We start from the raw sequence: 24305 nt of genomic DNA on the forward strand, positions 1-24305 counted from the left end.
CTACTTGTGAAGTTGGGATGCGCGTGTAGATACCAATGTTGGCCACACAGCAAGGCTTGTCTCACTTATTTGGCTTCTCGTATTCTTTGTGCGACATGAGGTTGGGCTAGTTGTGGTGGATGAAGGATCATTGCATCAGCTACCGGACGAGACTTTCAAATTTCGACCCGCGGAGGAATATCTATGGCAGCGTCAGATCCCAGGCCTATCCTTCATGGCAGTGCAGCTGATGATGCCCAAGGCAGGCTCCCGGGCGGTGCGGTTTTTCAGAGGGTGGGGGGGGGGTGGCGCAGCTGTAAGATAATTTTGCAGTAGGAACTGGGCAATGGAATTGATGAGGATGCCTGCAGGTTGAATAACTCATGGCGGTCAATGTGTCCCCGGCAGGCCGTAGAGGATTTCCTGCGGGGTGATGTTGGCTTGCTATAAGGGGATGATAGGTAAGTGAGTGGTGATAACGCCTAGATAAATTAAAATGTAAAAGGTTGCCTTGTGATTAAGGCGGTTTCTAATTTTGATGATCTAAACCAATGTTGTAGATTCATGTGCCATGAAAAAATTTACTCGCAATGCAAGCGGTCTCTGTAAATGAGGCAATATAAAGTGGATTGCCTAAATATTGCATAACACAGCATGGTCACTAATCATATTAAGGACTATTGAAACTGCAGGTGAATTTCTGGTGGTAGTTAAGTGAAGTCCAACATTCTCTGGTGCTGGAGTAGGGGGTGGGCGACGCTTGATCATTGGACAAAAATATTGCAGGACAGTGGCGTGTGGCATTGGAATCAAAACCAGACGCTGCATACGTTCGCGTCGCGGCTGCTGATGGATGGAGAGCCTGAACTGTTGGCGGCCATTTTGCTGGGGCACACGACGGCGGAGATGGTCAGGAGGGCACTATGGGAAGTACATCAAGCAGCCGAACGGCATCGTGCTGCGCGGTGACTATTCCGGATTTGCCACCAGTTGATGAGGGACGGCTTGATCTGCCAAAAATTTGGGGCAGACTTGGGACACGCTAAGCCGTGTAAATCAGCCCTATCCAGCAAGACAACAAAAAATGAAACCGCCTTACATCCGCTCCGCGTCTAAGTTTAACGCTGATTTGTGCGGATCAAGGCGGTTTGAATTTGGCGGAAGCGGTGAGATTCGAACTCACGGTGGGCTCGCACCCACGACGGTTTTCAAGACCGTTGCATTAAACCACTCTGCCACGCTTCCCGAATCGGTAAGAGGGCGCAATTCTAGCGGGTCTTAGGCGCTTTGACTAGAGGGCCGGCGTATTTGACGCCAGCATTTCCGCCGCGTGCTCGCGCGTGGTCTGGGTCAGCTCCACGCCGCCCAGCATGCGGGCGATTTCCAGCACCCGTTGTTCGCTGTTCAGCGGCTCGATGCGGCTCTTGACCCGGCCCTTGTGCTCGCTCTTGCTGACTTGCCAGTGATGGCTGCCGCAGGAGGCCACTTGGGGCAGGTGGGTGATGCACAGCACCTGGTAGCGCTGGCCCAGCTGGCGCAGCATGTGGCCGATGACTTCGGCGACGCGGCCGCCGATGCCGACGTCCACTTCGTCGAAGATCAGCGTGGGCACGCTGGCCACCTGGCTGATCACCACTTGCATGGCCAGGCTGATGCGGGACAGTTCGCCGCCGGAGGCCACTTTGGCCAGCGGGCGCAGGCTGGTGCCGGCGTTGGCGGCCACCAGGTATTCGATGGACTCCAGGCCGTGGGCGCCGGGTTCGGACAGGGCGGCCAGTTCGATGGCGAAGCGCGCGCCGCTCATCGCCAGGTGCTGCATTTCCGCGCCGATGCGGGCGGACAGCTCGCTGGCGGCCTGGCGGCGCTTGCCGGACAGCGCCTCGGCCTGCGCGCGGTAGCGCGCCAGCGTGGAGGCTTCGGCCAGCGCCAGCGCTTCGATGTCGGCGGAGGCTTCCAGCGCTTGCAGCTGTTGCTGCCAGTCGTCCAGTTTTTCCTGCAGGTCTTGCGGCTGCGCCCTGTATTTGCGCGCGGTGCTCATCAGCGCTTCCAGCCGGCCTTCCACTTCGGCCAGCTGGCCGGGGTTTTCGTCGATGTCGCTGGCGTAGTCGCGCAGGCTGTAGACCACTTCGCGCAACTCAGCGTCCACGGAATCGAGCAGCGACAGGGTGTCCGCCAGCCGCGGGTCCAGATTGGCCAGCTTGCTGAGCCGGGTTTGCACCTGGGACAGCATGGTCAGGCAGCTATTGTCCATCTCGGACAGGGTGTCCACCGCCAGCTGGGCGCTTTGCGCCAGTTCGGCGGCGTTGGCCAGCCGGGAGTGGCTCTGGTTCAGCGCGCTCCATTCGTCCGGCTGCAGCTTGAGCTCGCTCAGTTCGTTGATCTGCCAGTTCAGCCGTTCGCGCTCGACTTCGGATTCGCGCGACAGCCGTTCGGCGTCGGCGCGGGCGCGGCGGGCGGTCTGCCAGTCTTGCCAGGCCTTGTTCACGTCACGGGCCAGCGCGACGGAGCCGGCGTAGGCGTCCAGCAGCTGGCGCTGGGCGTCCGCCTTCATCAGCGATTGGTGGGCGTGCTGGCCGTGGATGTCGACCAGGAATTCGCCCAGCTGCTTGAGCTGGCTGAGGGTGGCGGCCTGGCCGTTGACGAAGCTGCGCGAGCGGCCGGATTTGTCCAGCAGCCGGCGCAGCAGGAGCACGTCGTCGTCGCCGTTGAGGCCGTTTTCGTCCAGCCAGGCGTCGATTTCAGGGCGGCCGCGGGTGTCGAATTCGGCAGTGATCTCGGCGCGCTCCGCGCCTTCGCGCACTTGCGCGCCTTCGGCGCGGTCGCCCAGCAGCAGGCTCAGGGCGTCCAGCAGAATGGATTTGCCGGCGCCGGTTTCGCCGGTGAGCACGGTGAAGCCGGCTTGGAAGTCCAGCGAGATGCTGTCGACGATGACGAAGTCTTTAACGGTCAGCGATAGGAGCATGGGGTGTTCGCGTCAGGTGTCAGAGCAGGCGCTCGCCCCAGTGGAGCTTGTGGCGCAGCATGTCGTAGTAGTTGTAACCCACCGGGTGCAGGATGCGCAGCGGGTTGCGGTAGCGGCGGATCAGCACGCGGTCCATTTCCATCAGGTCGCAATGGGATTGGCCGTCGAAGTGCACGCGCGCGTCCAGGCCGCGGGTGAGCATGAATTCCACTTCGCAGGAGTCGTTGACCGCGATTGGGCGGTTGCTCAGCGATTGCGGGCAGATGGGCACCAGGGCGATGGCCTGCAGCGTGGGATGCAGGATGGGGCCGCCGGAGGCCAGCGAGTAGGCGGTGGAGCCGGTGGGGGTGGAGACGATCAGGCCGTCCGAACGCTGGCTGTAGACGAACTGGTTATCGATGAAGACTTCGAACTCTATCATCGAGCCCATCGCGCCGCGGCTGAACACCACGTCGTTGAAGGCCAGCGCGTTGGCCACTTCGGCGTCTTCGCGTATCACCGCGGCCTGCAGCAGGATGCGGTCTTCCGGCACGAAGTCGCCGCGCAGGATGGCGTCCACGGAGTCCAGCATCTCGTGCAGCGGGATGTCGGTCATGAAGCCCAGCCGGCCCTGGTTGATGCCGATCAGCGGCACGCGGTAGGGGGCCAGCAGCCGGGCGATGGACAGCATGGTGCCGTCGCCGCCCAGCACGATGACGATGTCGGCCAGCTTGCCCATATCGTTGCGGTCTATCAGCGCGTGCGGGCCGGCTTCCTGCTGGGTGGCGCTGTCCTTGTCGATCAGCACGGTGGCGCCGGAGGCGGACAGGTGGTCGGCCAGCTGGCGCAGGGATTCGACGATGGCGGGCTTGCTGTGCCGCGCCACCAGGCAGACGTGTTTGAACAGTCGTTCCATGGCGTTGTTTCAGTAAGGGGTGGGCGTATCGTTCAAAAAACTGTCGTCGTTGGGTTTCTTGCCGGTGGCTTCCAGCGCTTTCAGGTAGAAGCGCACCAGGTCCGCCAGAGAGTCTACACCGAGTTTGTTGAACAGGTTGGCCCTATGTACTTCTATGGTGCGCGGGGACAGGTCCAGCACCCGGGCGATTTCCTTGCTGGACATGCCGTCCGCCACCAGTTCCAGCACTTCGCGCTCGCGGCCGCTGATGCGGGCGAGCAGGCCCATCACTTCCTGGGTTTCCTCTTCCTTGCGGTGTTGCAGAATGCTCAGCCGTATGCCTTTGCGCAGGCTTTCGATCAGCCGCGCCTGGTCTATGGGCTTGGTCAGAAAGTCGATGGCGCCGGTCTGGAAGGCGCGGCGGCATTGTTCGATGTCGCCGTGGCCGGTGATGAAGACGATGGGCAGGGTCACGTTTTTGTCGATCAGCTGTTCTTGCAGCGCCAGGCCGGTGATTTGCGGCATGCGGATGTCCAGCACTAGGCAGGCGATGTCGTTGCCGCCGTAGTGGGCGAGAAACTCCATCGCGTTGGGAAAGGTGACGGTGCGCATGCCTTGCGCGGCGATCAGCATGGCCAGCGAGTCCAGCACGGCTGGGTCGTCGTCGACGATGTAGACGGTTGGCGTGGTGTTTTGCATTGTGTTTTTGACTCCTGCCGGTTACCCCGTTGACGGCGGCGCGTCCCGTTGCGGCAGTTCAATGATGAATTCCGCGCCGCCGGTTGATTTATTGCGCGCGCTCAGCTTGCCGCCGAACGCTTCTATGGCGGTCTGGCAGATGGCCAGGCCCAATCCCATGCCGCTGGCCTTGGTGCTGAAGAAGGGCGCGAAGATGCGGTCCAGCAATTCCGGCGCGATGCCGGCGCCGTTGTCGCCTATGCTCAGCCGGATCCAGCGGCCGTTCAGGCTGGTGGCGATGCTGAGCCGCCCCCAGGGGGCGACGGTTTCCATGGCGTCCAGCGCGTTGCGCATCAGGTTCAGCACCACTTGTTCCAGTTGTATGTTGTCAGCGTAGACCAATGGCAGGTCGTGGCAAATATTCTGCTCAATATGAATATCGTGGGTTTTCAGTTCGTATTCCAGCAGGTTGAGCGCATTGCCCACCACCTGGTTCAGGTCTATGGGGTTGAATTGCTGGGTTTTCTTGATCACGAACTCGCGCAGGCGCTGGATGATCTGGCCGGCGCGGCTGGCTTGGGTGACGGAGGAGTCCAGCGCGCGGCGCAGCATGGCCATGTCCGGTTCTTCGTCTTCCAGCAGGCTGAGCCCGGCCTGGCAGTAACTCATGATGGCGGACAACGGCTGGTTGATCTCGTGGGCGATGCCGGAGGCCATTTCGCCCATGGTGTTGATGCGGGCGACGCGGGCCAGCTCCATTTCGTGCTGGCGCAGCCGGGTTTCGCTGGCTTCCAGCGCCGCCAGCATGCGGCGGCGGATGGGGGCGGTGTCGCGGAAGGTCAGCACCGCGCCCATCAGCCGGCCGTCGCGGCCGGGCAGCGGGGACACCGAGCCTTCGATCAGCAGTTTTTCGCCGTCGCTGCGTATCAGGTAGCAGTTTTGCGCCAGCAGCACGGTTTCGCGGCGCTGGATGGCCTTGTGCACCGGGTCTTCTTCCACCTGGCGCGCAAATTCGTAGTTGAGCCTCACCACTTGGTGCAGCTTGCGTTGCGCGGCGTCGAGCGCCTTCAGGCCGAGCAGGGTTTCCGCCGCCGGGTTGAGGTAGCGGATGCTCAGGTCGATGTCGATGCTGATCACCGCGTCGCTGATGCCGCTGAGCGCCACCATCGCGTATTCGCGCTCGCGGTGCAGCCGGTCTTGCGCCTGTTCCTGCGCCTGGCGGTTTTGCGCCAGCAGCGCCAGGATGATCAGCAGCAGGTAGGCCGGCACCATGGAGAAGAGGGCGCTGAGCAAGAGCTCCAGCGGCGCGGTGCGGTCGAAGCTGAGCTGGCGGCGCACCGTCAGTTCGTAGGGCAGATAGGGGGTGTCCAGGCTTTTGCGGATTTCCAGCGCCGGCAGCAGCCATTGCGCCAGCCAGCCGGGCCGGTCCTGCTGTTGGTGGCGGTAGATCAGCGGGTCGTAGCCGCTGGGCGCGCTGTCTTTGCGTTGCAGCGCCACGCTGTAGCGCGTCGCCATATTGGGGGTCAGGCTGACCAGTCTGTCCAGGGACAGCACTTGCACCACCATGCCGGCGGTCTGTTCGCTGCGCACCAGCGGCACCGGGGACGGCGCTTCGGTGTTGTAGACGGCGGAGAAGAAGGCCAGGCCCTGTTTGCCGTTGTTGAGGCGCAGCACCGGGGACACCGCTTCGCCCTGGCCCATCGCGCGGTGGACGGTGGGCGCCAGCACGCTGTCGGCCAGCAGGTCCAGGCCCATTTCGCGCCAGTCGTCCGAGGCGAGGCCGGGTTCGGCCATGCTCAGCGGCAGGTAGCGCGGCCGTTTGGCCGCCAGCCGCCAGGCTTGCTGCTGGTCCCAGGCGTTGTCCTGCTGGTGCTGGTAGTCGCGGATGCGGTAGGGCTGGCCTTGCAGCTGGCTGCGCATGCGCTCGAATTCGCGGCGGTAGGCGTGGCTGACCAGCGGCTGGTAGCCGATGAAGTAGAGCTGCGGCTGTTCGCGCGCCAGCGATTCCACCAAGAGGCGGATGCGTTGTTCGCGCAGGCTGTTTTCCTGATCGACGATGTCGACCACGCTTTGTTGCAGCATCTCGCTTTCCTGCAGCCGGGTTTGCAGGCTGGAGAGAATCAGGCCGTGCACCTGCTGGTGCTCCTGATGCTGCTGGTTGAGGTCCAGCGCCACCGATTGGCCCAGCAAGAGGGCGAAGGTGAGCAGCCACAACACGGCGCAGGCCAGGCGTCCGCGCGGGGAGGCGGTGCGCAACAGGTCCAGGTGACGGGTGAGGGCGGTGCGGAATGCAGTGATGATGCTGTGCTTGTCTGCCATGGGGAGATTGGGTTCGTCCGGCGCGCAGCCAATCTGGGCATCGCCGCTACTGAGCCGGATTATAGCGGCGATGCCCGGGGCGCGCGAACCAAGCCGGGAGCTGGGCTCGCCCCTGGCAGGGTGTGGCTTATTTCTTCAAGTAAACAGAAAAATATTGCTGAAACTTGGCCAATTTTGGCGCAACCACCATTTGACAATAGGGTTCGTGGCCATGTTGATCAAAGTATTGCTGGTGATAGTCTTCGGCCGGATAAAAGGGCGCGGCGGCCTCCAGCCGGGTGACGATGGGGGCCGGGTAATCGCCGGCCCGCTCCGCCATCATGCGCTCCGCCGCCTGGCGTTGTTCCTCGTCGTGATAGAACAGCACCGACGCGTATTGCGGGCCAACGTCGTTGCCCTGGCGGTTGAGGGTGGTGGGGTCGTGCAGGGCGAAGAAGGCGCGCAGCAGGGTGTCGTAGTCTATCTGGGCGGGATCGTAGCGGATTTGCACGGCTTCCACGTGACCGCTGCGGCCGGCGCAGACTTCCTTGTAACTGGGGTGGGCGCCGGGGCCGCCGGTATAGCCGGATACGGCGCTGTGGACGCCGGCCAGGCGGTTGTAGGCGCTTTCTATGCACCAGAAGCAGCCGCCGGCGAAGGTTGCGGTTTTCATGTCGGACTCCATTGACGGGGTGGGTGTGTATGAGTCGCGCCGGGGCGGGCGATCTGTCCCTCGGCGCCGAAGATTTGCCAGGCCAGGCGCACGGTTTCGGTCTGGATCGCCACGGTGTCTTCTATGGGCACCGCGTAGCCGCCGCCCATGACCACGGCGACGGCGGCCTTGGACTGGCGACAGGCTTTCAGCACCATGCGGTCGCGCGCGGCCAGGCCGTCCCGGCTCAGCGCCAGCTTGCCCAGGCGGTCGCCGGCGTAGGGATCGGCGCCGGCCAGGTAGAAGACCAGGTCCGGATCGGCGGCGAACAGGCGCGGCAGGTGTTCGGCCAGGGCGGCGAGATAGGTCTGGTCGCCGGTTCCGTCCGGCAGTTCGATGTCCAGATCGCCAGCTTCGCGGCGGAAGGGGAAATTGCCGGCGCCGTGCATGGAGAAGGTGAAGATGCGCGCGTCGCCGCGGGTGATGGCGGCGGTGCCGTCGCCCTGGTGCACGTCCAGGTCCAGCACCAGCGCGCGGCGGGCCAGGCCTTCGTCCAGCATCAGCCGCGCGGCCACGGCGATATCGTTGAACACGCAAAACCCGCTGCCCATCGCGCGGCCGGCGTGGTGGGTGCCGCCGGCCAGGTTGACGCCGCAGCCGCGCGTCAGCGCCCAGCGGGCGGCGGCGATGGTGGCGCCCACCGAGCGGCGGCTGCGTTCCAGCAGCTGCGGGCTCCAGGGCAGGCCGATCTCGCGCTGCTCGGCGGCGCTGAGCGCGCCGTTGAACACCTTGTCCAGGTAGGCGTCGTCGTGGGCCAGCGCCAGCTCGTAGCGGCTGGCCGCCGGCGCGGCGTCCATTGCCTCGGCGGCGAAGCCGGCCACCGCCTGCGCCAGCAAGGCGTACTTCTGCGCCGGGAAACGGTGTCCGGGCGGCAGCGGCAGCGGGAACTGATCGGTGCGGAAAATGCGCATCGCGGCGCTCAGAAGGCCTTGACCAGGGCGAAGCGCGGCAGGGTCTGGCCCTCGTGCGCGACGCTTTCCTCGAACATGCCGGCCGGGCGCGCCCACAGGCCGAACTCGCCGTAGAGCGCGCGGTACATCACCAGCAGTTCGCCGGTTTCGGAGTGGGTGGCGGTGCCCAGCACTTCATAGAGCGGGCCTTTGTAATGGCGATAAATGCCGGGAGCGATTTTCATGGGGCCTCCTTGGGTTTACGGCAGATGGGAGAGGGCGTCGGCCATCAGCTGGAACAGGCCGTCGGCGTCCACCTCGGTCAGGTAGAGCGCGTTGGGCGCGCGGCCAGATTCGCCGTGCCAGTCCACCACGGTGGCGCCGGTGGTGTAGTGGCCGGCCAGTTCCACCACCACGTTGACTTCGCGGCCGCGGAACAGCTCGGGGCGCAGCAGATAGGCGATCACGCAGGGGTCGTGCACCGGCGCGCCGTCCTGGCCCAGCTTTTGCACATCGTAGCGCTCCAGCGAAGTCAGCAGCGCGGCCGCCAGTGGGCCGCAGCGGTTGGGCAGGCCGCGCAGCCATTCCACGCGCGCCGGCGTGGTCGTGGCCTGGTGGGTGACGTCCAGCGGCAAGATCACGATGGGCGCGCCGCAGCGCAGCACGATGTCGGCCGCGTGCGGGTCGGTGTGGATGTTGAACTCCGCCGCCGGAGTCATATTGCCGCCGGCGAAATAGCCGCCGCCCATCAGCACGATGCGGCCGATGCGCGCGGCGATGTCCGGCGCGCGGCGCAAGGCCAGCGCGATATTGCTCAGCGGGCCCACCGGGCACAGGGTGACGCTGCCGGCCGGTTCGCGGCGCAGGGTATCCACGATGAAGTCCACCGCGTGTTCGGCGCGCACCGGCATGGCGGGCTCGTGCAGCGGCGCGCCGTCCAGGCCGCTGGCGCCGTGCACGTGTTCGGCGCCCTGGTAGGGCTGGACCAGCGGTCGGTCGGCGCCGGCGTAGACCGGCACGTCGCCGCGGCCGGCCCATTCGCAGACGATGCGGGCGTTGCGGGTGGTCAGTTCCACGCCCACGTTGCCGGCCACCGTGGTCAGGCCGAGCAGCTCGATGTCGGCGCTTGCGCCCAGCAGGAACAGGATGGCGACCGCGTCGTCGAGGCCAGGGTCCGTGTCGAAGATGACGCGATGCTGTTTCATGTCGGCTCCATTGGGCAATGTCATCAAGGGGGCGAAGGATGCCGCAGCGCTTGGCGGCGCGTCAAGGCGAGCTCCGGCGCGCCCGGCTTATCCGGGGCTCCATTCATAGACCCGGAATTCGCTATCCAGTTTAAATCCTGATTGTTCGTACAGCCGCTGCGCGTTCAGATTGCCGTGCGCGGTTTGCAGCGTGAGGCCGCCGCCCAGCGCGGCGACATGGGCCTGGCAACGCTCCAGCAATACGCGGCCGACGCCGCCGCCGCGGCAGGCCGGCGATACGAACAAGTCGTGCAGTAGCCAGTGCGGGCGCAGGGCGAGCGAGGAGAAGCCGGGATAGAGCAGGGCGAAGCCTTGGACGCCGGCGGCGTCTTCCGCCAGGAAGACCACCGCTTCGCCCGTGCTCAGCCGCTGTTCCAGGAAGGCGGCGCAGGCTTCCGCCGGCTGCGCGACCTGATAGAAATCGAGGTAGGCCAGAAACAAGGGCAGCCAGCAGCGGACGGATTCCGCGCCGGCCTGGCGGATGGCGATTTGCATTGAATGCCTTTCCCCGCTTTGCGGTACAATATTCGCCTTTTTTCCGGCGATGTTTGCAATGAAATTGGTTCTTGCCCCGATGGAGGGCCTGGTGGACGAGGCGATGCGCGATGTGCTGACCCGGGTGGGCGGCATTGATCTGTGCGTGACCGAGTTCGTCCGCGTCACCTCGGCGCTCCTGCCCACCCGCACTTTCATGCGGCTGGCCCCGGAGCTGGCGCGCGGCGGCAAGACCCGCGCCGGCGTCACGGTGCGGGTGCAGTTGCTGGGTTCGGACCCGGCCTGTCTGGCCGAGAACGCCGCCAAGGCCGCCAGCCTGGGCGCACCGGGCATAGACCTGAATTTCGGCTGTCCGGCGCCCACTGTCAACCGCCATCGCGGCGGCGCCGTCCTGCTCAACGATCCCGAGCTGCTGTTCCAGATCGTCCAGGCGGTGCGCGCGGCGGTGCCGGCCGAAATACCGGTCACCGCCAAAATGCGGCTGGGCTATGAAGACAAAAGCCGGGCCTTGGAATGCGCGCGGGCGCTGGAAGCCGGCGGCGCGCAGGAACTGGCGGTGCACGGCCGCACCAAGGTGGAGGGCTACCGGCCGCCGGCGCATTGGGACTGGATCGCCCGCATCCGCGAGAGTGTGGCGGTGCCGGTGGTGGCCAACGGCGAGGTGTGGACGCTGGACGATTACCGCGCCATCCGCGAGCAAAGCGGCTGCGACACGGTGATGATAGGCCGCGGCCTGGTGGCCTGCCCGGACCTGGCGCTGCGCATCAAGCGCGGGGACGGCGCCGAAGCCATGCCCTGGAGCGAGATGCAGCCCTGGGTGCTGGACCTGTTTCTGCAGTGCCGCGTCCAGTCCGAGGACGGACGCTACCCGGTGGCGCGCACCAAGCAATGGCTGGGGCAGCTCAAGCGCACCTGGCCCGAGGCCGGCGTCTTGTTCGAGCGCATCCGTAGGCTGACCACGCCGGACGATGTGGAACCTGTACTGCGAGACATGCTTGCTAAGTAAATGTACTCATATCTAAATGCTATGGGAATGTGTAGCATTCAATTGCGCGCTGCACTGGTATAGCAGGGCGCTGTGATTCCGGCGGCTCCCCAGCTCCGGCGATTACACTTCCCCGATACCTTGCAGCCCTCCCTACACGGGAGGGATTTTTTTTATCCGCCGCGATGGACTATCAATGAAAAGCGGCCGGCCTGTTGTTTCCCCCTCTTCCCTGCCGTAGTGGCGCCGCCATCGGCGGTTTCCCATCAAAGATTTCATCGCGGAGGCGGCATGGATACGGCCCCGACGGTTAGCTGGCTGGAAAAGCTGATCCCTCAGGCGTGGCACGACAGTCTGACGCTGTTCGTGGCGCTGACGGCCGCCTGCGCCGCCTTGCTCTATCTGCTGCGGCCGGAAGCCCGCAAGTCGACGCTGCGTTCGCTGCTGGCCGCCGCCGTTGCGCTGGTGGTGATCAATCTGGGCCCGCAGGGCGATCAGGCGGTGGCGGAGTGGATCAAACAGGTGGCCATCATCGTGCTGGGCCTGGCGCTGATCCGGCTGTGGGCGATGATGTTGATGCGCTTGTTCCTGCCCTTGCTGCGCCTGCATCCGCCGCGCATTCTGGAAGACATCCTGCTGGTGCTGGGCTGCGTGGGCTGGGGCTTGGTGCTCTTGCGCCTGGCCGGCCTGGACCTGAGCCACATCGTCACCACCTCGGCGGTGATCACCGGCGTGCTGGCGTTTTCCATGCAGGACACGCTGGGCAATATCCTGGCCGGTCTGTCGCTGCAACTGGATAATTCGGTGGAGGTGGGGGACTGGATCAAGTCCGGCGAGCTGTCCGGCCGGGTGGTGGAAATCAATTGGCGCGCCACCCTGGTGGAAACCCGCAACTGGGAAACCGTGGTGATTCCCAACAGCCAGCTGATGAAGGGGCAGTTCGCCATCCTGGGCAAGCACCAGGGCGGCCCGCTGCAATGGCGGCGCTGGGTGTGGTTCAACATCAACTGGGACACGCTGCCCAATCAGATCATCACCGTGGTGGAGCGCTCCTTGCGCGAGGCGCAACTGCCCGGCGTGGCCTTGTCGCCGGAGCCCAACTGTATTTTGATGGGCTTCGAGAACGGCTACAGCAAGTACGCGGTGCGTTACTGGCTGACGGATCTCGCCGCCGACGATCTGACCGATTCCGTGGTGCGCACCCATATCGACGCCGCCTTGCGCCGCCATAATCTGAAAATGTCCTCGCCGCACTACAATGTGCTGACCATCAAGGACAATGAAAAGTATATGGAAGCGCGGATGAAGAAGCACCTGGAGGAGAGGGTGCAGGCGCTGCGCAAGGTGGAGCTGCTGACCAGCCTCAACGACGAGGAAATGGTGGTGTTGGCCGATCAGCTCAAGTTCACGCCCTTCGTCACCGGCGACATCATCATGCATCAGGGCGCGGTCGCGCATTGGCTCTACATCATGCTCAGCGGCGAGGTGGAGGTGTGGGTGAACCTGCCGGACGGCAGCCGCAAACTGGTGGACGTGCTGGAGGGCGGCAACTTCTTCGGCGAAATGGGCTTGATGACCGGCGAGGCGCGCAGCGGCACCGTGATCGCGCGTTCCAATGTGGAGTGCCTGCGGCTGGACAAGGAGTCCTTCCAGTCCATTCTGAGTTCGCGCAAGGAGTTGGCCGAGGCGATCTCGTCGATTCTGGCGGAACGCCTGGCCGAGCGCACCCGCAAGCTGCCGCAGGATTGGCAGGAGGGCCACGGCTCGCCGCAGCGGGCGGAATTGGTGGACAAGATCCGGCGTTTCTTCGGCCTGGCCAAGCACTGATCCATTACGGGCTTGGGCCAGGTTTTCCTCAAAACCTGTTTACGATCTGCTGCGCGTCGTGGGACGTCACACGGTGAGTACCGCTTCGAAATGCTCATGTACCGCTTGACCATTCCGCTTTCTCAGCCGCAACGCCTTGTCTCACCTTAGCTCGCGAGATCGTAAACACGTTCTGACTCAATCCAGCGGGTGGAAGTGCTTGAGGATGCTGGAGAAGTCCAGTTTGCCGAAGCCGGCCTGCGCGTGTTCCTCATACAGATTGCGGGCCAGCGATCCCAGCGGATTGGCCGCGTGGCTGTGCAGCGCGGTTTCCTCGGCCAGGCCCAGGTCTTTCAGCATCAGTTCGGTCATGAAGCCGCCGCTGTAGCCGCGGCTGGCCGGCGCGTTCTCCATCACGCCGGGCCAGGGGTTGTACAGCTCGGTGGCCCAGTTGCGGCCGGAGCTCTGGCTGATGATGTCGGACAGCACCTTGGGGTCCAGCCCGTTCTTCACGCCCAGCGCCAGCGCCTCCGCGGTGCCGGCCATCAGGATGCCCAGCAGCATATTGTTGCAGATCTTGGCGGTCTGGCCGGCGCCGGCGGCGCCGGCGTGGAAAATGTTCTTGCCCATGGCTTGCAGCAGAGGCCGCGCCCGTTCCAGCTCGGCGGCGGCGCCGCCGACGATGAAGGTCAAGGTGCCGGCGGCGGCGCCGGCGGTGCCGCCGGACACCGGCGCGTCCAGCATCTTGAGGCCGGCGGCGTCGGCCGCGGCGGCCACCTTGCGCGCGGTGGCGGCGTCTATGGTGCTGCAATCGATGACCAGGGCGCCGGCCGGCAGTTGCGCGAACAGGCCGGACTCGCCCAGGTACAAGCCTTCCACGTGGCGGCCGGCCGGCAGCATGGAAATCACCGCGTCGGCGCCGCGGACGGCGTCGGCGGCGCTGGCGGCCGCGCGCGCGCCGGCGGCGACCAGCTTGGCCAGCGCGTCGGCGGACAGGTCGAACACGTTCAACTTATAACCCTGCTTCAGCAGGTTGGCGGCCATGGGGCCGCCCATATTGCCCAAGCCGATGAAGGCGATGGTTTGCATCTTCTCTCTCCTCGATTGTTATTGGAGCGCGGCCAGCGGGTGGTCGGCCTCCGTCCACGGCGAATCGAAATGACTGTCCACCCAGCCCGGCGGAATATCGCCCAGCTCGCGGCAATGCCATTGCGGCGCGCGGTCCTTGTCCACCAGCAGCGCGCGCACGCCTTCGCGGAAGTCCGGCTTGGCGCAGAAGTTGACCGACAGCGCCAGCTCCATGCGCAGGACCTCGGCCAGGGACAGGTGTTTGGCGCGCTGGAAGATTTCCCAGCAGACGGCGGCGGACGTCGGGCAGCCGTGAGCGAAGCTCTTGGCGGCGCCGGCCAGCCACGGGTCTTCAAAGGCGGTGTCGCGCAGCGCGGCGGCCACCGCTTCCAGGCTGCCGCGGTTCATCAACTGATGCACCGCCAGCAGATTGCGGCCGGCGTTGGCCTCCGGCAGCGCCACGTCGCGCTCCATCTCGTTGAGCAGGGCGCTGACCAGGCCGTGGTGGCGTTCCGCCGGCTGCTCCCAGGCCAGATCGCGCAGCGCGGTCAGCAGCGGGGTCTGGCCGTCGGCCGGCAGCACATGGTCGGCCAGATTGCACAGCAAGGCGTCGCCGGCGTTGAGCGGCGCGCCGGTCAGGCCCAGGAACAGGCCGAGCTTGGCCGGCATCCGTTGCAGGAACCAGCTGCCGGCCACGTCCGGGTACAGGCCTATGGTGATTTCCGGCATCGCGATGCGGGTGGCCGGGGTGGCCACGCGGTGGCTGGCGCCGGCCATCAGGCCCAGGCCGCCGCCCATGACGATGCCGCCGCCCCATACGATCAGCGGCTTGCGGTAGCGGTGGATGCGGTAGTCGAGCCGGTATTCCTCGCTGAAGAAGGCGACGGCGTGCGGGTTGGGATAGGCCTCGCCGTCTTCCAGCAGCGCGGCGCGCAGCGAGCGCACGTCGCCGCCGGCGCAGAAGGCCTTGTCGCCGGAGCCGCGCAGCAGCACGGCCACCACGGCGTCGTCGTTCTCCCAGGCGCTCAAGCGCGCGTCCAGCAGCCGTATCATGTCCAGCGTCAGCGCGTTCAGCGATTTTTCCGCGTTCAGCGTGGCGATGGCGATGCGCTGGCCGCCGCGGACCGGCAGTTCTTCAAACAGTACCAGGTTGGACATGGCGGATTCGTCCTTGGGTGAGGGTCAGGCGTTCTTCCATTGCGGCGCGCGCTTTTCCAGGAAGGCGCGGGTGCCTTCGCCCTGGTCCTGGGTGTCGAACAGCTTGATGAAGCCTTCGCGCTCGTGGATCAGATTGTGCGCCGGCGGCTGCAGCCGCGCGCGCTGCACCAGTTGCTTGCACACCGCCACCGAGGACGGCGACTGGTGCGCGGCTTGTTCCGCCAGCTTGAGCGCGGCGTCCAGCGCCTGGCCCTTGGCCACCACTTCTTCCACCAGGCCGATGCGCTCGGCGGTGCGCGCGTCGATGCGCTCGCCGCACAGAATCATGCGTTTGGCCCAGCCTTCGCCCACCAGCCAGGGCAGGTTCTGGGTGCCGCCGGCGCAGGGCAGCAGGCCGACGCCGGCTTCCGGCAGCGCCATTTGCGCCTGTTCTTCGGCGATGCGGATGTCGCAGGCCAGCGCGCACTCCAGGCCGCCGCCCATCGCATAGCCGTTGACGGCGGCGATGCTGACGCCGCGGAAGGCGGACAAGGCCTCGAAGGCCTCGCCGAACAGCATGGTCATCTCGGTGGCCACCTTTTTGTCGCCGTCGGCGAACAGCTTGAGGTCGGCGCCGGCGGAGAAGAACTTCTCGCCCTGGCCGGTGATCACCAGCGCGTAGATGTCGCGGTCGGCGTTCAGGTCCGCCACCAGCCGCTTCAGTGCGCTCAGGCTGTCGCGGTTCCAGGTGTTGGCCGGCGGATTGTCTATGGTGATCACGGCGGTGTGGCCGCGTTTTTCCACGTTCAGGTGGGCGTAGTGGTTCATAGCGTATGCCTTTATGGATTCGGTGTGGATGAGAGAGGCAGGAAAACCCCGCGGCGAGCCGGCGCAACGCAGCATCAGGGATATTCCCGGCTTCGCTCAGCGCAGGGTTTCCAGCGCGCCGTCCTGCAACAGCTTGCGCGCCACGATCATCCGCATCACTTCATTGGTGCCTTCCAGAATCTGGTGCACGCGCAGGTCGCGCACATGGCGTTCCAGCGGGAAGTCCTTCAGATAGCCGTAGCCGCCGAACAGTTGCAGCGCGTTGTTGGCCACATTGAAACTCAAATCGGTGGCCAGCCGCTTTGCCATGGCGCAATAAGCGCCTGCGTCCGGGCTGGCCTGGTCCAGTTTCCACGCCGCCAGCCGCACCATCTGCCGCGCGGCCACCAGCTCGGTCAGCATGTCCGCCAGCCGGAACTGCACGCTTTGCAGCTCGGCCAGCGGCTGGCCGAATTGCTGGCGTTCCTGCACATAGCGCTGGGCGGCGGCCAGCGCGGCCTGGGCGGTGCCCACCGCGCAGGTGGCGATATTGATGCGGCCGCCGTCCAGGCCCTTCATCGCGAAGGTGAAGCCCTGGCCTTCCTCGCCCAGCCGGTTGGCGGCCGGGATTTCCACATTGTCGAAGGTGATGGCGCGGGTGGGCTGGCTGTTCCAGCCCATTTTTTTCTCTTTCTTGCCGTATTGCACGCCGGGCGCGTCCGCCGGCACCACGAAGGCGGACACGCCCTTGGGGCCGGGGCCGCCGGTGCGCGCCATCACCACCAGCACCTGGGTGCTGCCGGCGCCGGAGATGAACATCTTGGAACCGTTGAGCACGTAGTGCTCGCCCTTGCGCTCGGCGCGGGTCTTCAGCGAGGCGGCGTCGGAGCCGGCGCCGGGCTCGGTCAGGCAGTAGCTGCCCAGCAGCTCGCCGCTGACCATGCGCGGCACCCAGCGCTCGGCCAGTTCCGGGCTGCCGAAGCTGGCTATCATCCAGCTGACCATATTGTGGATGGTCAGATAGGCGGCGGTGGAGGTGCAGCCGGCGGCCAGTTCTTCAAAGACGATGGCGGAGTCCTGCCGCGACAGGCCCAGGCCGCCGTAGGCTTCCGGCGTGTACAGGCCGAGAAAGCCCATCTCGCCGCTGCGGCGGATCACCTCCAGCGGGAAGGTTTCCTCTTCGTCCCATTCCGCGGCGCGCGGCGCGAGCTCGCTGGCGGCGAAGTCGCGGGCGCTGTCCTGAAAGGCGATTTGTTCTTCGGTCAGTGCGAAATCCATGGCGGGCTCCCGGTCAGCGCAGCGAAATGGTGGTGTTGACCTTGCCGCCGCTGGCGGCGTCGTCGAACCAGCGGCTGGTGACGGTCTTGGTCTGGGTGTAGAACAGCACGACCTGTTTGCCGTAAGGACCGAGGTCGCCCAGCTTGGAGCCGCGCGAGCCGGTGAAGCTGAACAGCGGCACCGGCACCGGGATGGGCACGTTGATGCCCACCTGGCCGACGTCGATCTCTTCCTGGAATTTGCGCGCCGCCGCGCCGCTCTGGGTGAACACCGCGGTGCCGTTGCCGTTGGGGTTGGCGTTGACGATGGCGATGGCGTCGTCCAGCGAATCCGCCGCCATCAGACACAGCACCGGGCCGAAGACTTCCTGGTGGTAGACGCTCATTTCCGGTTTGACGCCGGAGAAGATGGTGGGGCCGACGAAGTTGCCGCGCTCGTAGCCGGCCACCTGGATGTCGCGGCCGTCCAGCTCCAGGCGCGCGCCTTCTTCCACGCCGCGGGCGATCAGGCCGGCCACGCGTTCGCGGGCGGCGCAGGAGATCAGTGGGCCCAGGTCCGGGTTGTCCTTGCCGGCGCCCACGCTCAGGCCGCGCGCCTTGGCCACCAGCTCCGGAATCCACTGCTGGGCCTCGCCCACCAGCACCGCCACCGACAGCGCCATGCAGCGCTGGCCGGCGGCGCCGAAAGCGGCTCCGGTCAACTGGTTCAGCGCCTGTTCCTTATTGGCGTCCGGCAGCACGATGGCGTGGTTCTTGGCGCCCATCATGCACTGGGTGCGCTTGCCGTTGAGGCTGGCGCGCTGGTGCACATGGGTGCCTACCTTAGTGGAGCCGACGAAGGACACCGCCTTGATGTCGCGGTGGTCGCACAGCGCGTTGACCACCTGTTCGCCGCCGTGCACCACATTGAGCACGCCGGGCGGGATGCCGGCTTCCAGCGCCAGCTCCACCAGGCGCATGGTCACCATCGGGTCTTGTTCCGACGGTTTGAGCACAAAGGTGTTGCCGGTGGCGATGGCCATCGGGAACATCCACAGCGGAATCATCGCCGGGAAGTTGAACGGGGTGATGCCGGCGCAGACGCCCAGCGGCTGCAGCACGGTATAGGTGTCGACGCCGCCGGCGACGTTCTCCGCGTATTCGCCCAGTTGCAGATTGCCGATGGCGGACGCGTGCTCCACCACTTCCAGGCCGCGGAAGATGTCGCCCTCTGCGTCGGCCAGGGTCTTGCCTTGCTCGGCGGTCAGCAGCGCCGCCAGCTCCTTCATGTGCTCGCGGATCAGCTGCTGGTATTTCAGGAAGATGCGAGCGCGCGCGCCGATGGCGGTTTTCTTCCAGCCGGCGAAGGCGGTCTTGGCGGCGCTGACGGCGGCGTCGACTTCGTCCTGGGTGGCCATCGGCACCCGCGCCAGCACTTCCTGAGTGGCCGGGTTGACGATGTCACGCCATTCGGCGCTGCGGGATTCGACGAATTCGCCGCCGATCAGCAATTTGATGGTGGGGACTGCCTGGGTCATGGTGCTGCCTCCGTCTGATCTTGAATAAAGCCCGTTGCCGGCGGCGCCGGCTCAGGCGTAGCTGTAAAAGCCCTTGCCGCTCTTGCGGCCCAGGTGGCCGGCCTGCACCAGTTGGGCCAGCAGCGGGCAGGCGCGGTATTTGCTGTCGCGGAATTCGGTGTAGAGGATGTCCATGATGGACAGGCAGGTGTCCAGGCCGATCAGGTCCGCCAAGGCCAGCGGGCCGATGGGGTGGTTCATGCCCAGCTTCATCACGGTGTCGATGTCCTCGGCGCTGGCCAGGTTTTCGTGCAGCGTGAAGGCGGCCTCGTTGATCATCGGCATCAGCACCCGGTTGGAAACGAAGCCGGCGGCGTCCTTGACCGTGACCGGGGTCTTGCCCAGCGCCTGGCTCAATTCGTAGACCAGCCGGTAGGCGGCGTCGCCGGTTTGCAGCGCGCGGATGATTTCCACCAGCTGCATCACCGGCACCGGGTTCATGAAATGCATGCCCACCACGCGCTCCGGCTGGCTGACCCAGCTGGCGATGCGGGTCAGTGAAATCGACGAGGTGTTGGACGCCAGCACCGCGTCCGGGCGCACCACGGCGGCCAGTTCGCGGAAGATGCTTTCCTTGACCGCGGCGTTCTCGGTGGCGGCTTCCACTACCAGGTCGCGGTCGGCCAGATCAGCCAGGTGGATGGTGGTCTGGATGCGGGCGAGAATGGCGGGGACGTCGGCCTCGGCTAGCTGGTCCTTTTTCACCAGGCGCGCCAGGCTGGAGGCGACGGCGGCCAGGCCCTTGTCCAGCGCGGCCTGGCTGACGTCGGCCAGGCGCACGTCGTAACCGTGGCTGGCGAAGACCTGGGCGATGCCGTTGCCCATGGTGCCGGCGCCCACTACTGCGATTTTGGCTTGCATGTTGTTTCCTCGACTATTTGCTCTATGCTGTATTCAAGATAGCTTGACGTTTACGTTAACGTCAATAAACAATGACAAGCGCAACGGCGAATGTTGCGCGAATGGTCCGGCGGCGCCGGGGAGGCGGGAGAGGAAGATGGCGGAGCAGACCTACAGCATTACCGAATTGGCGCAGGAGTTCGACGTGACCACGCGCACCATCCGCTTTTACGAAGACCAGCAATTGCTGGAGCCGCTGCGGGCGGGGCAGCGCCGCATCTACAGCCGGCGCGACCGGGTGCGGCTGATGCTGATTCTGCGCGGCAAGCGCATCGGCCTGTCCCTGCAGGAAATCCGCGAGCTGTTCGCGCTCTACGACGCGGCCAGCGACGACGCGCCGCAGCTGCATGAATTCATCCGCATCCTGCAACGCAAGGAACAGCAGCTGCTGGAGCAGATGGAAGACATCAAGGTGGTATTGAGCGAAATTTCCCAATTGCGGCATCAGTGCGAGAAAACGCTGGACAAGCGCGGCGCGGATGCCCGGCAATCGACTTGAGGAGTGAGCAATGCAACAGCAAGACATCGTGATCGTGGGCATGGCGCGCACCGCCATGGGCGGCTTCCAGGGCGCTTTGGCGGCCAAGACGGCGGCGGAGCTGGGCGCGACGGCGATCCAGGCCGCGGTGGAGCGCGCCGGCGTGCCGGCGGCGGACATCGACGAAGCCATCATCGGCTGCGTGCTGCCGGCCGGCCAGGGCCAGGCGCCGGCGCGTCAGGCGGCGCTGGGCGCGGGCCTGCCGCTGGCGGTGAACTGCACCACGGTCAACAAGATGTGCGGCTCCGGCATGAAGGCGGCGATGCTGGCCCATGATCTCTTGCGCGCCGGCAGCGCGCGGGTGATGGTGGCCGGCGGCATGGAGAGCATGAGCAACGCGCCCTATCTGATGACCAAGGCGCGGGCCGGCCTGCGCCTGGGCCATGGCGAAATCAAGGACCATATGTTCCTGGACGGCCTGGAGGACGCTTACGACAAGGGCAAGCTGATGGGGGTGTTCGCCGAATGGTGCGCGGAGAAGTACGGCTTCAGCCGCGAGGCCCAGGACGCCTTCGCCATCGCCTCGCTGAACCGCGCCCAGGCAGCCATCCGCGACGGCCTGTTCCGCGACGAGATCGCGCCGGTGACGGTCAGCGGCCGCGGCGGCGAGCAGGTGGTGGACACCGACGAGCAGCCCTTGAAGGCCAATGTCGACAAGATTCCGACGCTGAAACCGGCGTTCAAGAAGGACGGCACGGTGACGCCGGCCAACGCCAGCTCCATTTCCGACGGCGCCGCCGCGCTGGTGTTGATGACGGCGGAGGAGGCGGCGCGCCGCGGCCTGCGCCCGCTGGCCCGCATCGTCGGCCACGCCACCCATGCCCAGGAGCCGGGCTGGTTCACCACCGCGCCGGTGGAGGCGATCCGCAAGCTGCTGGCCCAGGCGGGCTGGAGCGCCGGCGACGTCGATCTCTACGAGATCAACGAAGCTTTCGCCGTGGTGACCATGGCGGCGATGCAGGACTTGGGCCTGCCGCACGACAAGGTCAACGTCCACGGCGGCGCTTGCGCGCTGGGCCACCCCATCGGCGCCTCCGGCGCGCGCATCATCATCACCTTGCTGTCGGCGCTGCGTCAGCGCGGCGGCAAGCGCGGCGTGGCCAGCCTGTGCATAGGCGGCGGCGAGGCGACGGCGATGGCGCTGGAGTTGCTGTAAGAGTTTTTCAGGCGGCGAAGCTTGATTGGGCCTAGCCCTCGGCCCACCAGCCCGGCCGGCCGCCGCGCAGCACGCCGCGCACCGGCTTGCGGCGGGCGATCAGCTCGGCGGAGCAACAGGCGTCCACCAGGGTCAGATCGGCGGCGTCGCCGACTTGCGGCCACACGCGGCGGCCGGCGTCGTCCAGCGGCGTCAGGCCGCGGCTGATGTGGCGCAAGGCGCGGCTCAGCGAGTATTCATCGTTCCAGCCGTGGCGCTCGCCCAGACGGCTGGCGCGCTCGACGATGCTGCCGCTGTTGTAGGGCGTCCAGTGGTCGTTGATATTGTCGTTGCCCAGGCTGAGCGGAATGCCGTGCGCGGCCAGGACGCGCGGCGGCGGCATCGGCACGTCGATGGGCGCCGCCGACACGATGGCGATGCCGCTGGCGGCCAGCGCCGCGCACACCTGGTCCAGCCGGGCCGGTTCCAGTTCCCCCAGACAGTAAGCGTGGCTGACGCTGACCAGGCCGGCCAGGCCGGCTGATTCGCTCAGCCGCGCCAGTCGTTCCAGCGTATAGGCGCCCAGCTCGCCGCGCTCGTGCAGATGCAGGTCCACCGGCGCGCCGTGCTTGACCGCCAGCTCCAGCGTGGCGTGGAGCGAGCGTTCGATGTCGCCGTCCACGCTGGCCGGGTCCAGCCCGCCCACCACATTGAAACCGGAGGCCAGCGCCTGGTCCATCAGCTTGAGGGTGCCGCCGGAGAGCAGGCCGTGCTGAGGGAAGGCGACCAGCTCGTAATCCAGCCAATGCTTGCGGCTGTCCAGCGCCAGACGCACTTGCTCCATGGTGGCGAGACCGGCCACCGGGTCCACATTGCAATGCACGCGGGCGAAGGCGACGCCGTCGGCGGCGATCAGATCCAGCAGCGCTTCGGCGCGGCGCCGGGTGTCCGGCAGGAAATCCAGCAGGAAACCTTGTTCCTCGCGGATGCGCTCCGCCACGCTGACGAAGGGGGTGGCGGCGCGCCAAGGCCCGCCGTAATGGCCTTTGTCCAGGTGGATGTGCATGTCGGCGAAGGCCGGCAGCGCCAGCCAGCCGCGCGCGTCCCGGCGCGGCCGCCCGTCTTCCGGGACGGCGTCGAAGCGCAGTTCGGCGATGCGGCCGTCGGCGATCAGCAAATGGGCGCGGCGGGTGGCGGTGGCGACGATCTGGCCGGCGGCGTCGCGTTCGAAGCCGTCTTCCAGCAATAAGGGGCCAAGCCAGTAGGCGGGTAGGGCGGTCATGCGCGGTGTCCTTGCGGTGGCGGTGTCGCGCGGCGCGCGCGCGACAATGGATTTTTTATCGCTAAGCACAGAAGGGATTGCACTTTATTACGTTCGAATAATTGCGTTAGCATGGTTCGACAAACCAACTCTAAGAGAATTCTGCGATGAAGCTTACCTTGATCTCGCTGGCTTTTGTCGCCGCCAGCCTGGCCTTGCCGGCGCAGGCGGCCTCCGCGCCGGTTGACGGCCACGCCTTGCCGCCCGGCATCGCCTGGCTGCAGGGCGATGTGCCGGCGGCCTTCGCCAAGGCCAAGTCGGAAAACAAGCCGCTGTTCCTGTACTGGGGCGCGGTATGGTGCCCGCCGTGCAATCAGGTCAAGGCCACCATTTTCAACCGCCAGGACTTCATCGCCCGCACCCGCCAGTTCGTGCCGGTCTACCTGGACGGGGACAGCCCGGACGCGCAAAAACTGGGCAGCGAGTTCAAAGTGCGCGGCTACCCGACCATGATTCTGTTCCGGCCGGACGGCGCCGAGATCACCCGCCTGCCGGGCGAGGTGGACCCGGAGCGCTATCTGCGCACGCTGGAGCTGGGGCTGGTGGCGGCGCGGCCGGTGAAAGCGCTGCTGCAGGCGGCCTTGGCCGGGGACAAGCTGGCGGACGGCGATTGGCAATTGCTGGCGGATTATTCCTGGGACACCGATCAGGCGCAGATCGTGCCGGAGAAACAGGTGGCGGCGACGCTGGCGGGTTTGGCGGACAAGGCGCCGGCGCAGCCGGCGGCCACCGCGCTGCGGCTGAAGCTGAAAGCGCTGGCCGCGGCTGCCGGCGAGGATGCTCCGGCGCCGGACCGCGCAGCGGGGCTAGCCGTCGCGCGCGCCGCCTTGGCGCAGCCGCGCGCCAACGCCGACATCCTGATCAATAGCGCCGCCGACATCGTCAAGGCGCTGAGCGCGGACGGGGCGGAGCGTCAGGTCTTGGCGGCGCAGTGGAACGTCGCGCTGGAAAAACTGGCCGCGGACGCAGGCTTGTCCACCGCGGACCGCCTGGGGGCCTTGTCGTCGCGGCTGGCGCTGGCGCGCCTGAACCAGCCCAAGGGCGAGCTGCCGCGATCCTTGCGCGAGGAAGTCAAACAGCGGGTGGCGGCCGCGGACAAGGCCACCGGCAATCCTTACGAACGCCAGGCGGTGATCACCGCCGGCGCCGACCTGCTGACGCAAGCCGGCTGGCTGGACGAATCCGACGCGCTGCTGAAGGCGGAACTGAGCCGCTCCCACGCGCCGTACTACCACATGCTGATCCTGGCCTCCAACGCCAAGCAGCGCGGCGACAAGGCCGCGGCGCTGGACTGGTACCGGCAGGCTTACGAAGCGGCCAACGGCCCGGCCACGCGGCTGCAATGGGGCGTCAGCTATCTGAGCGGGGCGATTGAACTGGCGCCGGGAGACGAGAAACGGATAGAGAGCACCGCCAGCGCCATTTTCAAGGAGGCGGGCGGCACGCCCAGCGCCTTCTACGAGCGCAACCGGCGCTCGCTGGAAAAAGCGGTGAACCGGCTTAAAGCCTGGGGCCGGCAGCAACAGCAGGCGGCGGCGCTGGCGCGGCTGGCCGGGCAGCTGGATGAGGTGTGCGCCAAGTTGCCGGCCGGCGATCCGCAAAAGCCGGTGTGCGAGGGCCTGGCGCAGTCCGCTCGCTCTTGA

General features: G+C 66.1%; 21 protein-coding genes and 1 tRNA gene. 5 read left to right on the forward strand and 17 right to left on the reverse strand.

What is annotated here, in order from left to right; genetic code table 11:
* Positions 1–1134 precede the first annotated feature (1134 nt).
* From QUG03_RS07065 to QUG03_RS07110, 10 genes are all read right to left on the reverse strand, one after another.
* Positions 1135–1224: transfer RNA gene (locus QUG03_RS07065), tRNA-Ser, on the reverse strand.
* Between the two features lie 46 nt (positions 1225–1270).
* Positions 1271–2941: a DNA repair protein RecN gene (gene recN, locus QUG03_RS07070; RefSeq protein ID WP_500819716.1), complete on the reverse strand. Its 1671-nt coding sequence runs from the start codon at positions 2939–2941 to the stop codon at positions 1271–1273.
* 19 nt (positions 2942–2960) lie between these two features.
* Positions 2961–3836: an NAD kinase gene (locus QUG03_RS07075; protein WP_107799251.1), complete on the reverse strand. Its 876-nt coding sequence runs from the start codon at positions 3834–3836 to the stop codon at positions 2961–2963.
* Positions 3837–3845: 9 nt separating this feature from the next.
* The gene (locus QUG03_RS07080; RefSeq protein ID WP_019103053.1) at positions 3846–4514 is read right to left on the reverse strand and encodes a response regulator transcription factor; all 669 of its coding nucleotides are present in this window, start codon (positions 4512–4514) and stop codon (positions 3846–3848) included.
* Positions 4515–4535: 21 nt separating this feature from the next.
* Positions 4536–6812, reverse strand: coding sequence for an ATP-binding protein (locus tag QUG03_RS07085; protein ID WP_227108154.1), 2277 nt, complete (start codon positions 6810–6812; stop codon positions 4536–4538).
* Positions 6813–6939: 127 nt separating this feature from the next.
* Entirely contained in the window at positions 6940–7464 is a 525-nt protein-coding gene (gene msrA, locus QUG03_RS07090; RefSeq protein ID WP_107799249.1) for a peptide-methionine (S)-S-oxide reductase MsrA, read from the reverse strand.
* Positions 7461–8414 carry a histone deacetylase family protein gene (locus QUG03_RS07095; RefSeq protein ID WP_500819717.1) on the reverse strand — a complete coding sequence of 318 codons (954 nt, stop codon included), beginning with the start codon at positions 8412–8414 and terminating at the stop codon, positions 7461–7463. The genes msrA and QUG03_RS07095 overlap by 4 nt, the downstream gene beginning before the upstream one ends.
* An 8-nt stretch (positions 8415–8422) precedes the next feature.
* Positions 8423–8638 (reverse strand): DUF1653 domain-containing protein, encoded by a 216-nt coding sequence (locus QUG03_RS07100; RefSeq protein ID WP_043593565.1) that lies wholly within the window; start codon positions 8636–8638, stop codon positions 8423–8425.
* A 15-nt stretch (positions 8639–8653) separates the two neighbouring features.
* Positions 8654–9598 (reverse strand): nucleoside hydrolase, encoded by a 945-nt coding sequence (locus tag QUG03_RS07105; RefSeq protein ID WP_107799247.1) that lies wholly within the window; start codon positions 9596–9598, stop codon positions 8654–8656.
* Between the two features lie 87 nt (positions 9599–9685).
* Complete coding sequence (locus QUG03_RS07110) at positions 9686–10132, reverse strand: GNAT family N-acetyltransferase (RefSeq protein ID WP_488877149.1); 447 nt, start codon at positions 10130–10132, stop codon at positions 9686–9688.
* 58 nt (positions 10133–10190) lie between these two features.
* Between QUG03_RS07110 and QUG03_RS07115 the strand changes: the two genes are divergently transcribed.
* Positions 10191–11138: a tRNA dihydrouridine synthase gene (locus QUG03_RS07115; protein ID WP_500819718.1), complete on the forward strand. Its 948-nt coding sequence runs from the start codon at positions 10191–10193 to the stop codon at positions 11136–11138.
* 270 nt (positions 11139–11408) lie between these two features.
* A complete protein-coding gene (locus QUG03_RS07120; protein WP_107799244.1) occupies positions 11409–12944 on the forward strand; it encodes a mechanosensitive ion channel family protein in 1536 nt (511 codons plus the stop codon).
* A 177-nt stretch (positions 12945–13121) separates the two neighbouring features.
* Here QUG03_RS07120 and mmsB read toward each other — a convergent pair whose 3' ends face one another.
* From mmsB to QUG03_RS07150, 6 genes are all read right to left on the reverse strand, one after another.
* Positions 13122–14012 carry a 3-hydroxyisobutyrate dehydrogenase gene (mmsB, locus tag QUG03_RS07125; RefSeq protein ID WP_227108164.1) on the reverse strand — a complete coding sequence of 297 codons (891 nt, stop codon included), beginning with the start codon at positions 14010–14012 and terminating at the stop codon, positions 13122–13124.
* 18 nt (positions 14013–14030) lie between these two features.
* Positions 14031–15149, reverse strand: a complete 1119-nt coding sequence (locus QUG03_RS07130; protein ID WP_500819719.1) for an enoyl-CoA hydratase/isomerase family protein — start codon at positions 15147–15149, stop codon at positions 14031–14033.
* Between the two features lie 24 nt (positions 15150–15173).
* The gene (locus QUG03_RS07135; RefSeq protein ID WP_500819720.1) at positions 15174–15956 is read right to left on the reverse strand and encodes an enoyl-CoA hydratase; all 783 of its coding nucleotides are present in this window, start codon (positions 15954–15956) and stop codon (positions 15174–15176) included.
* Between the two features lie 96 nt (positions 15957–16052).
* Positions 16053–17213, reverse strand: coding sequence for an acyl-CoA dehydrogenase family protein (locus QUG03_RS07140; RefSeq protein WP_500819721.1), 1161 nt, complete (start codon positions 17211–17213; stop codon positions 16053–16055).
* Between the two features lie 13 nt (positions 17214–17226).
* On the reverse strand, positions 17227–18729 hold the full coding sequence (locus QUG03_RS07145) for a CoA-acylating methylmalonate-semialdehyde dehydrogenase (RefSeq protein WP_500819722.1): 1503 nt from the start codon (positions 18727–18729) through the stop codon (positions 17227–17229).
* A gap of 51 nt (positions 18730–18780) precedes the next feature.
* A complete protein-coding gene (locus tag QUG03_RS07150) occupies positions 18781–19629 on the reverse strand; it encodes a 3-hydroxybutyryl-CoA dehydrogenase (RefSeq protein ID WP_500819723.1) in 849 nt (282 codons plus the stop codon).
* 136 nt (positions 19630–19765) lie between these two features.
* On the opposite strand from QUG03_RS07150, the gene QUG03_RS07155 reads away from it, so the two are divergent.
* A complete protein-coding gene (locus tag QUG03_RS07155; protein ID WP_019101375.1) occupies positions 19766–20167 on the forward strand; it encodes a MerR family transcriptional regulator in 402 nt (133 codons plus the stop codon).
* Between the two features lie 10 nt (positions 20168–20177).
* The gene (locus tag QUG03_RS07160) at positions 20178–21362 is read left to right on the forward strand and encodes an acetyl-CoA C-acyltransferase (protein WP_500819724.1); all 1185 of its coding nucleotides are present in this window, start codon (positions 20178–20180) and stop codon (positions 21360–21362) included.
* A gap of 31 nt (positions 21363–21393) precedes the next feature.
* Here QUG03_RS07160 and QUG03_RS07165 read toward each other — a convergent pair whose 3' ends face one another.
* Positions 21394–22623: an amidohydrolase family protein gene (locus QUG03_RS07165; RefSeq protein ID WP_500819725.1), complete on the reverse strand. Its 1230-nt coding sequence runs from the start codon at positions 22621–22623 to the stop codon at positions 21394–21396.
* Positions 22624–22769: 146 nt separating this feature from the next.
* Between QUG03_RS07165 and QUG03_RS07170 the strand changes: the two genes are divergently transcribed.
* Entirely contained in the window at positions 22770–24305 is a 1536-nt protein-coding gene (locus QUG03_RS07170; protein ID WP_500819726.1) for a thioredoxin family protein, read from the forward strand.

This window comes from Chromobacterium sp. CCUG 30098 (assembly GCF_059916605.1).

Bases quoted from the DNA above. Each gene is read 5' to 3' on its own strand.
- mmsB (WP_227108164.1), bottom strand. From the start codon at position 14,012: ATGCAAACCATCGCCTTCATCGGCTTGGGCAATATGGGCGGCCCCATG.
- QUG03_RS07145 (WP_500819722.1), bottom strand. From the start codon at position 18,729: ATGACCCAGGCAGTCCCCACCATCAAATTGCTGATCGGCGGCGAATTC.
- QUG03_RS07165 (WP_500819725.1), bottom strand. From the start codon at position 22,623: ATGACCGCCCTACCCGCCTACTGGCTTGGCCCCTTATTGCTGGAAGAC.
- QUG03_RS07160 (WP_500819724.1), top strand. From the start codon at position 20,178: ATGCAACAGCAAGACATCGTGATCGTGGGCATGGCGCGCACCGCCATG.
- QUG03_RS07130 (WP_500819719.1), bottom strand. From the start codon at position 15,149: ATGTCCAACCTGGTACTGTTTGAAGAACTGCCGGTCCGCGGCGGCCAG.
- QUG03_RS07140 (WP_500819721.1), bottom strand. From the start codon at position 17,213: ATGGATTTCGCACTGACCGAAGAACAAATCGCCTTTCAGGACAGCGCC.
- QUG03_RS07095 (WP_500819717.1), bottom strand. From the start codon at position 8,414: ATGCGCATTTTCCGCACCGATCAGTTCCCGCTGCCGCTGCCGCCCGGA.
- QUG03_RS07080 (WP_019103053.1), bottom strand. From the start codon at position 4,514: ATGCAAAACACCACGCCAACCGTCTACATCGTCGACGACGACCCAGCC.
- QUG03_RS07075 (WP_107799251.1), bottom strand. From the start codon at position 3,836: ATGGAACGACTGTTCAAACACGTCTGCCTGGTGGCGCGGCACAGCAAG.
- QUG03_RS07085 (WP_227108154.1), bottom strand. From the start codon at position 6,812: ATGGCAGACAAGCACAGCATCATCACTGCATTCCGCACCGCCCTCACC.
- QUG03_RS07155 (WP_019101375.1), top strand. From the start codon at position 19,766: ATGGCGGAGCAGACCTACAGCATTACCGAATTGGCGCAGGAGTTCGAC.
- msrA (WP_107799249.1), bottom strand. From the start codon at position 7,464: ATGAAAACCGCAACCTTCGCCGGCGGCTGCTTCTGGTGCATAGAAAGC.
- QUG03_RS07170 (WP_500819726.1), top strand. From the start codon at position 22,770: ATGAAGCTTACCTTGATCTCGCTGGCTTTTGTCGCCGCCAGCCTGGCC.
- QUG03_RS07135 (WP_500819720.1), bottom strand. From the start codon at position 15,956: ATGAACCACTACGCCCACCTGAACGTGGAAAAACGCGGCCACACCGCC.
- QUG03_RS07110 (WP_488877149.1), bottom strand. From the start codon at position 10,132: ATGCAAATCGCCATCCGCCAGGCCGGCGCGGAATCCGTCCGCTGCTGG.
- QUG03_RS07105 (WP_107799247.1), bottom strand. From the start codon at position 9,598: ATGAAACAGCATCGCGTCATCTTCGACACGGACCCTGGCCTCGACGAC.
- QUG03_RS07115 (WP_500819718.1), top strand. From the start codon at position 10,191: ATGAAATTGGTTCTTGCCCCGATGGAGGGCCTGGTGGACGAGGCGATG.
- QUG03_RS07150 (WP_500819723.1), bottom strand. From the start codon at position 19,629: ATGCAAGCCAAAATCGCAGTAGTGGGCGCCGGCACCATGGGCAACGGC.
- recN (WP_500819716.1), bottom strand. From the start codon at position 2,941: ATGCTCCTATCGCTGACCGTTAAAGACTTCGTCATCGTCGACAGCATC.
- QUG03_RS07120 (WP_107799244.1), top strand. From the start codon at position 11,409: ATGGATACGGCCCCGACGGTTAGCTGGCTGGAAAAGCTGATCCCTCAG.
- QUG03_RS07100 (WP_043593565.1), bottom strand. From the start codon at position 8,638: ATGAAAATCGCTCCCGGCATTTATCGCCATTACAAAGGCCCGCTCTAT.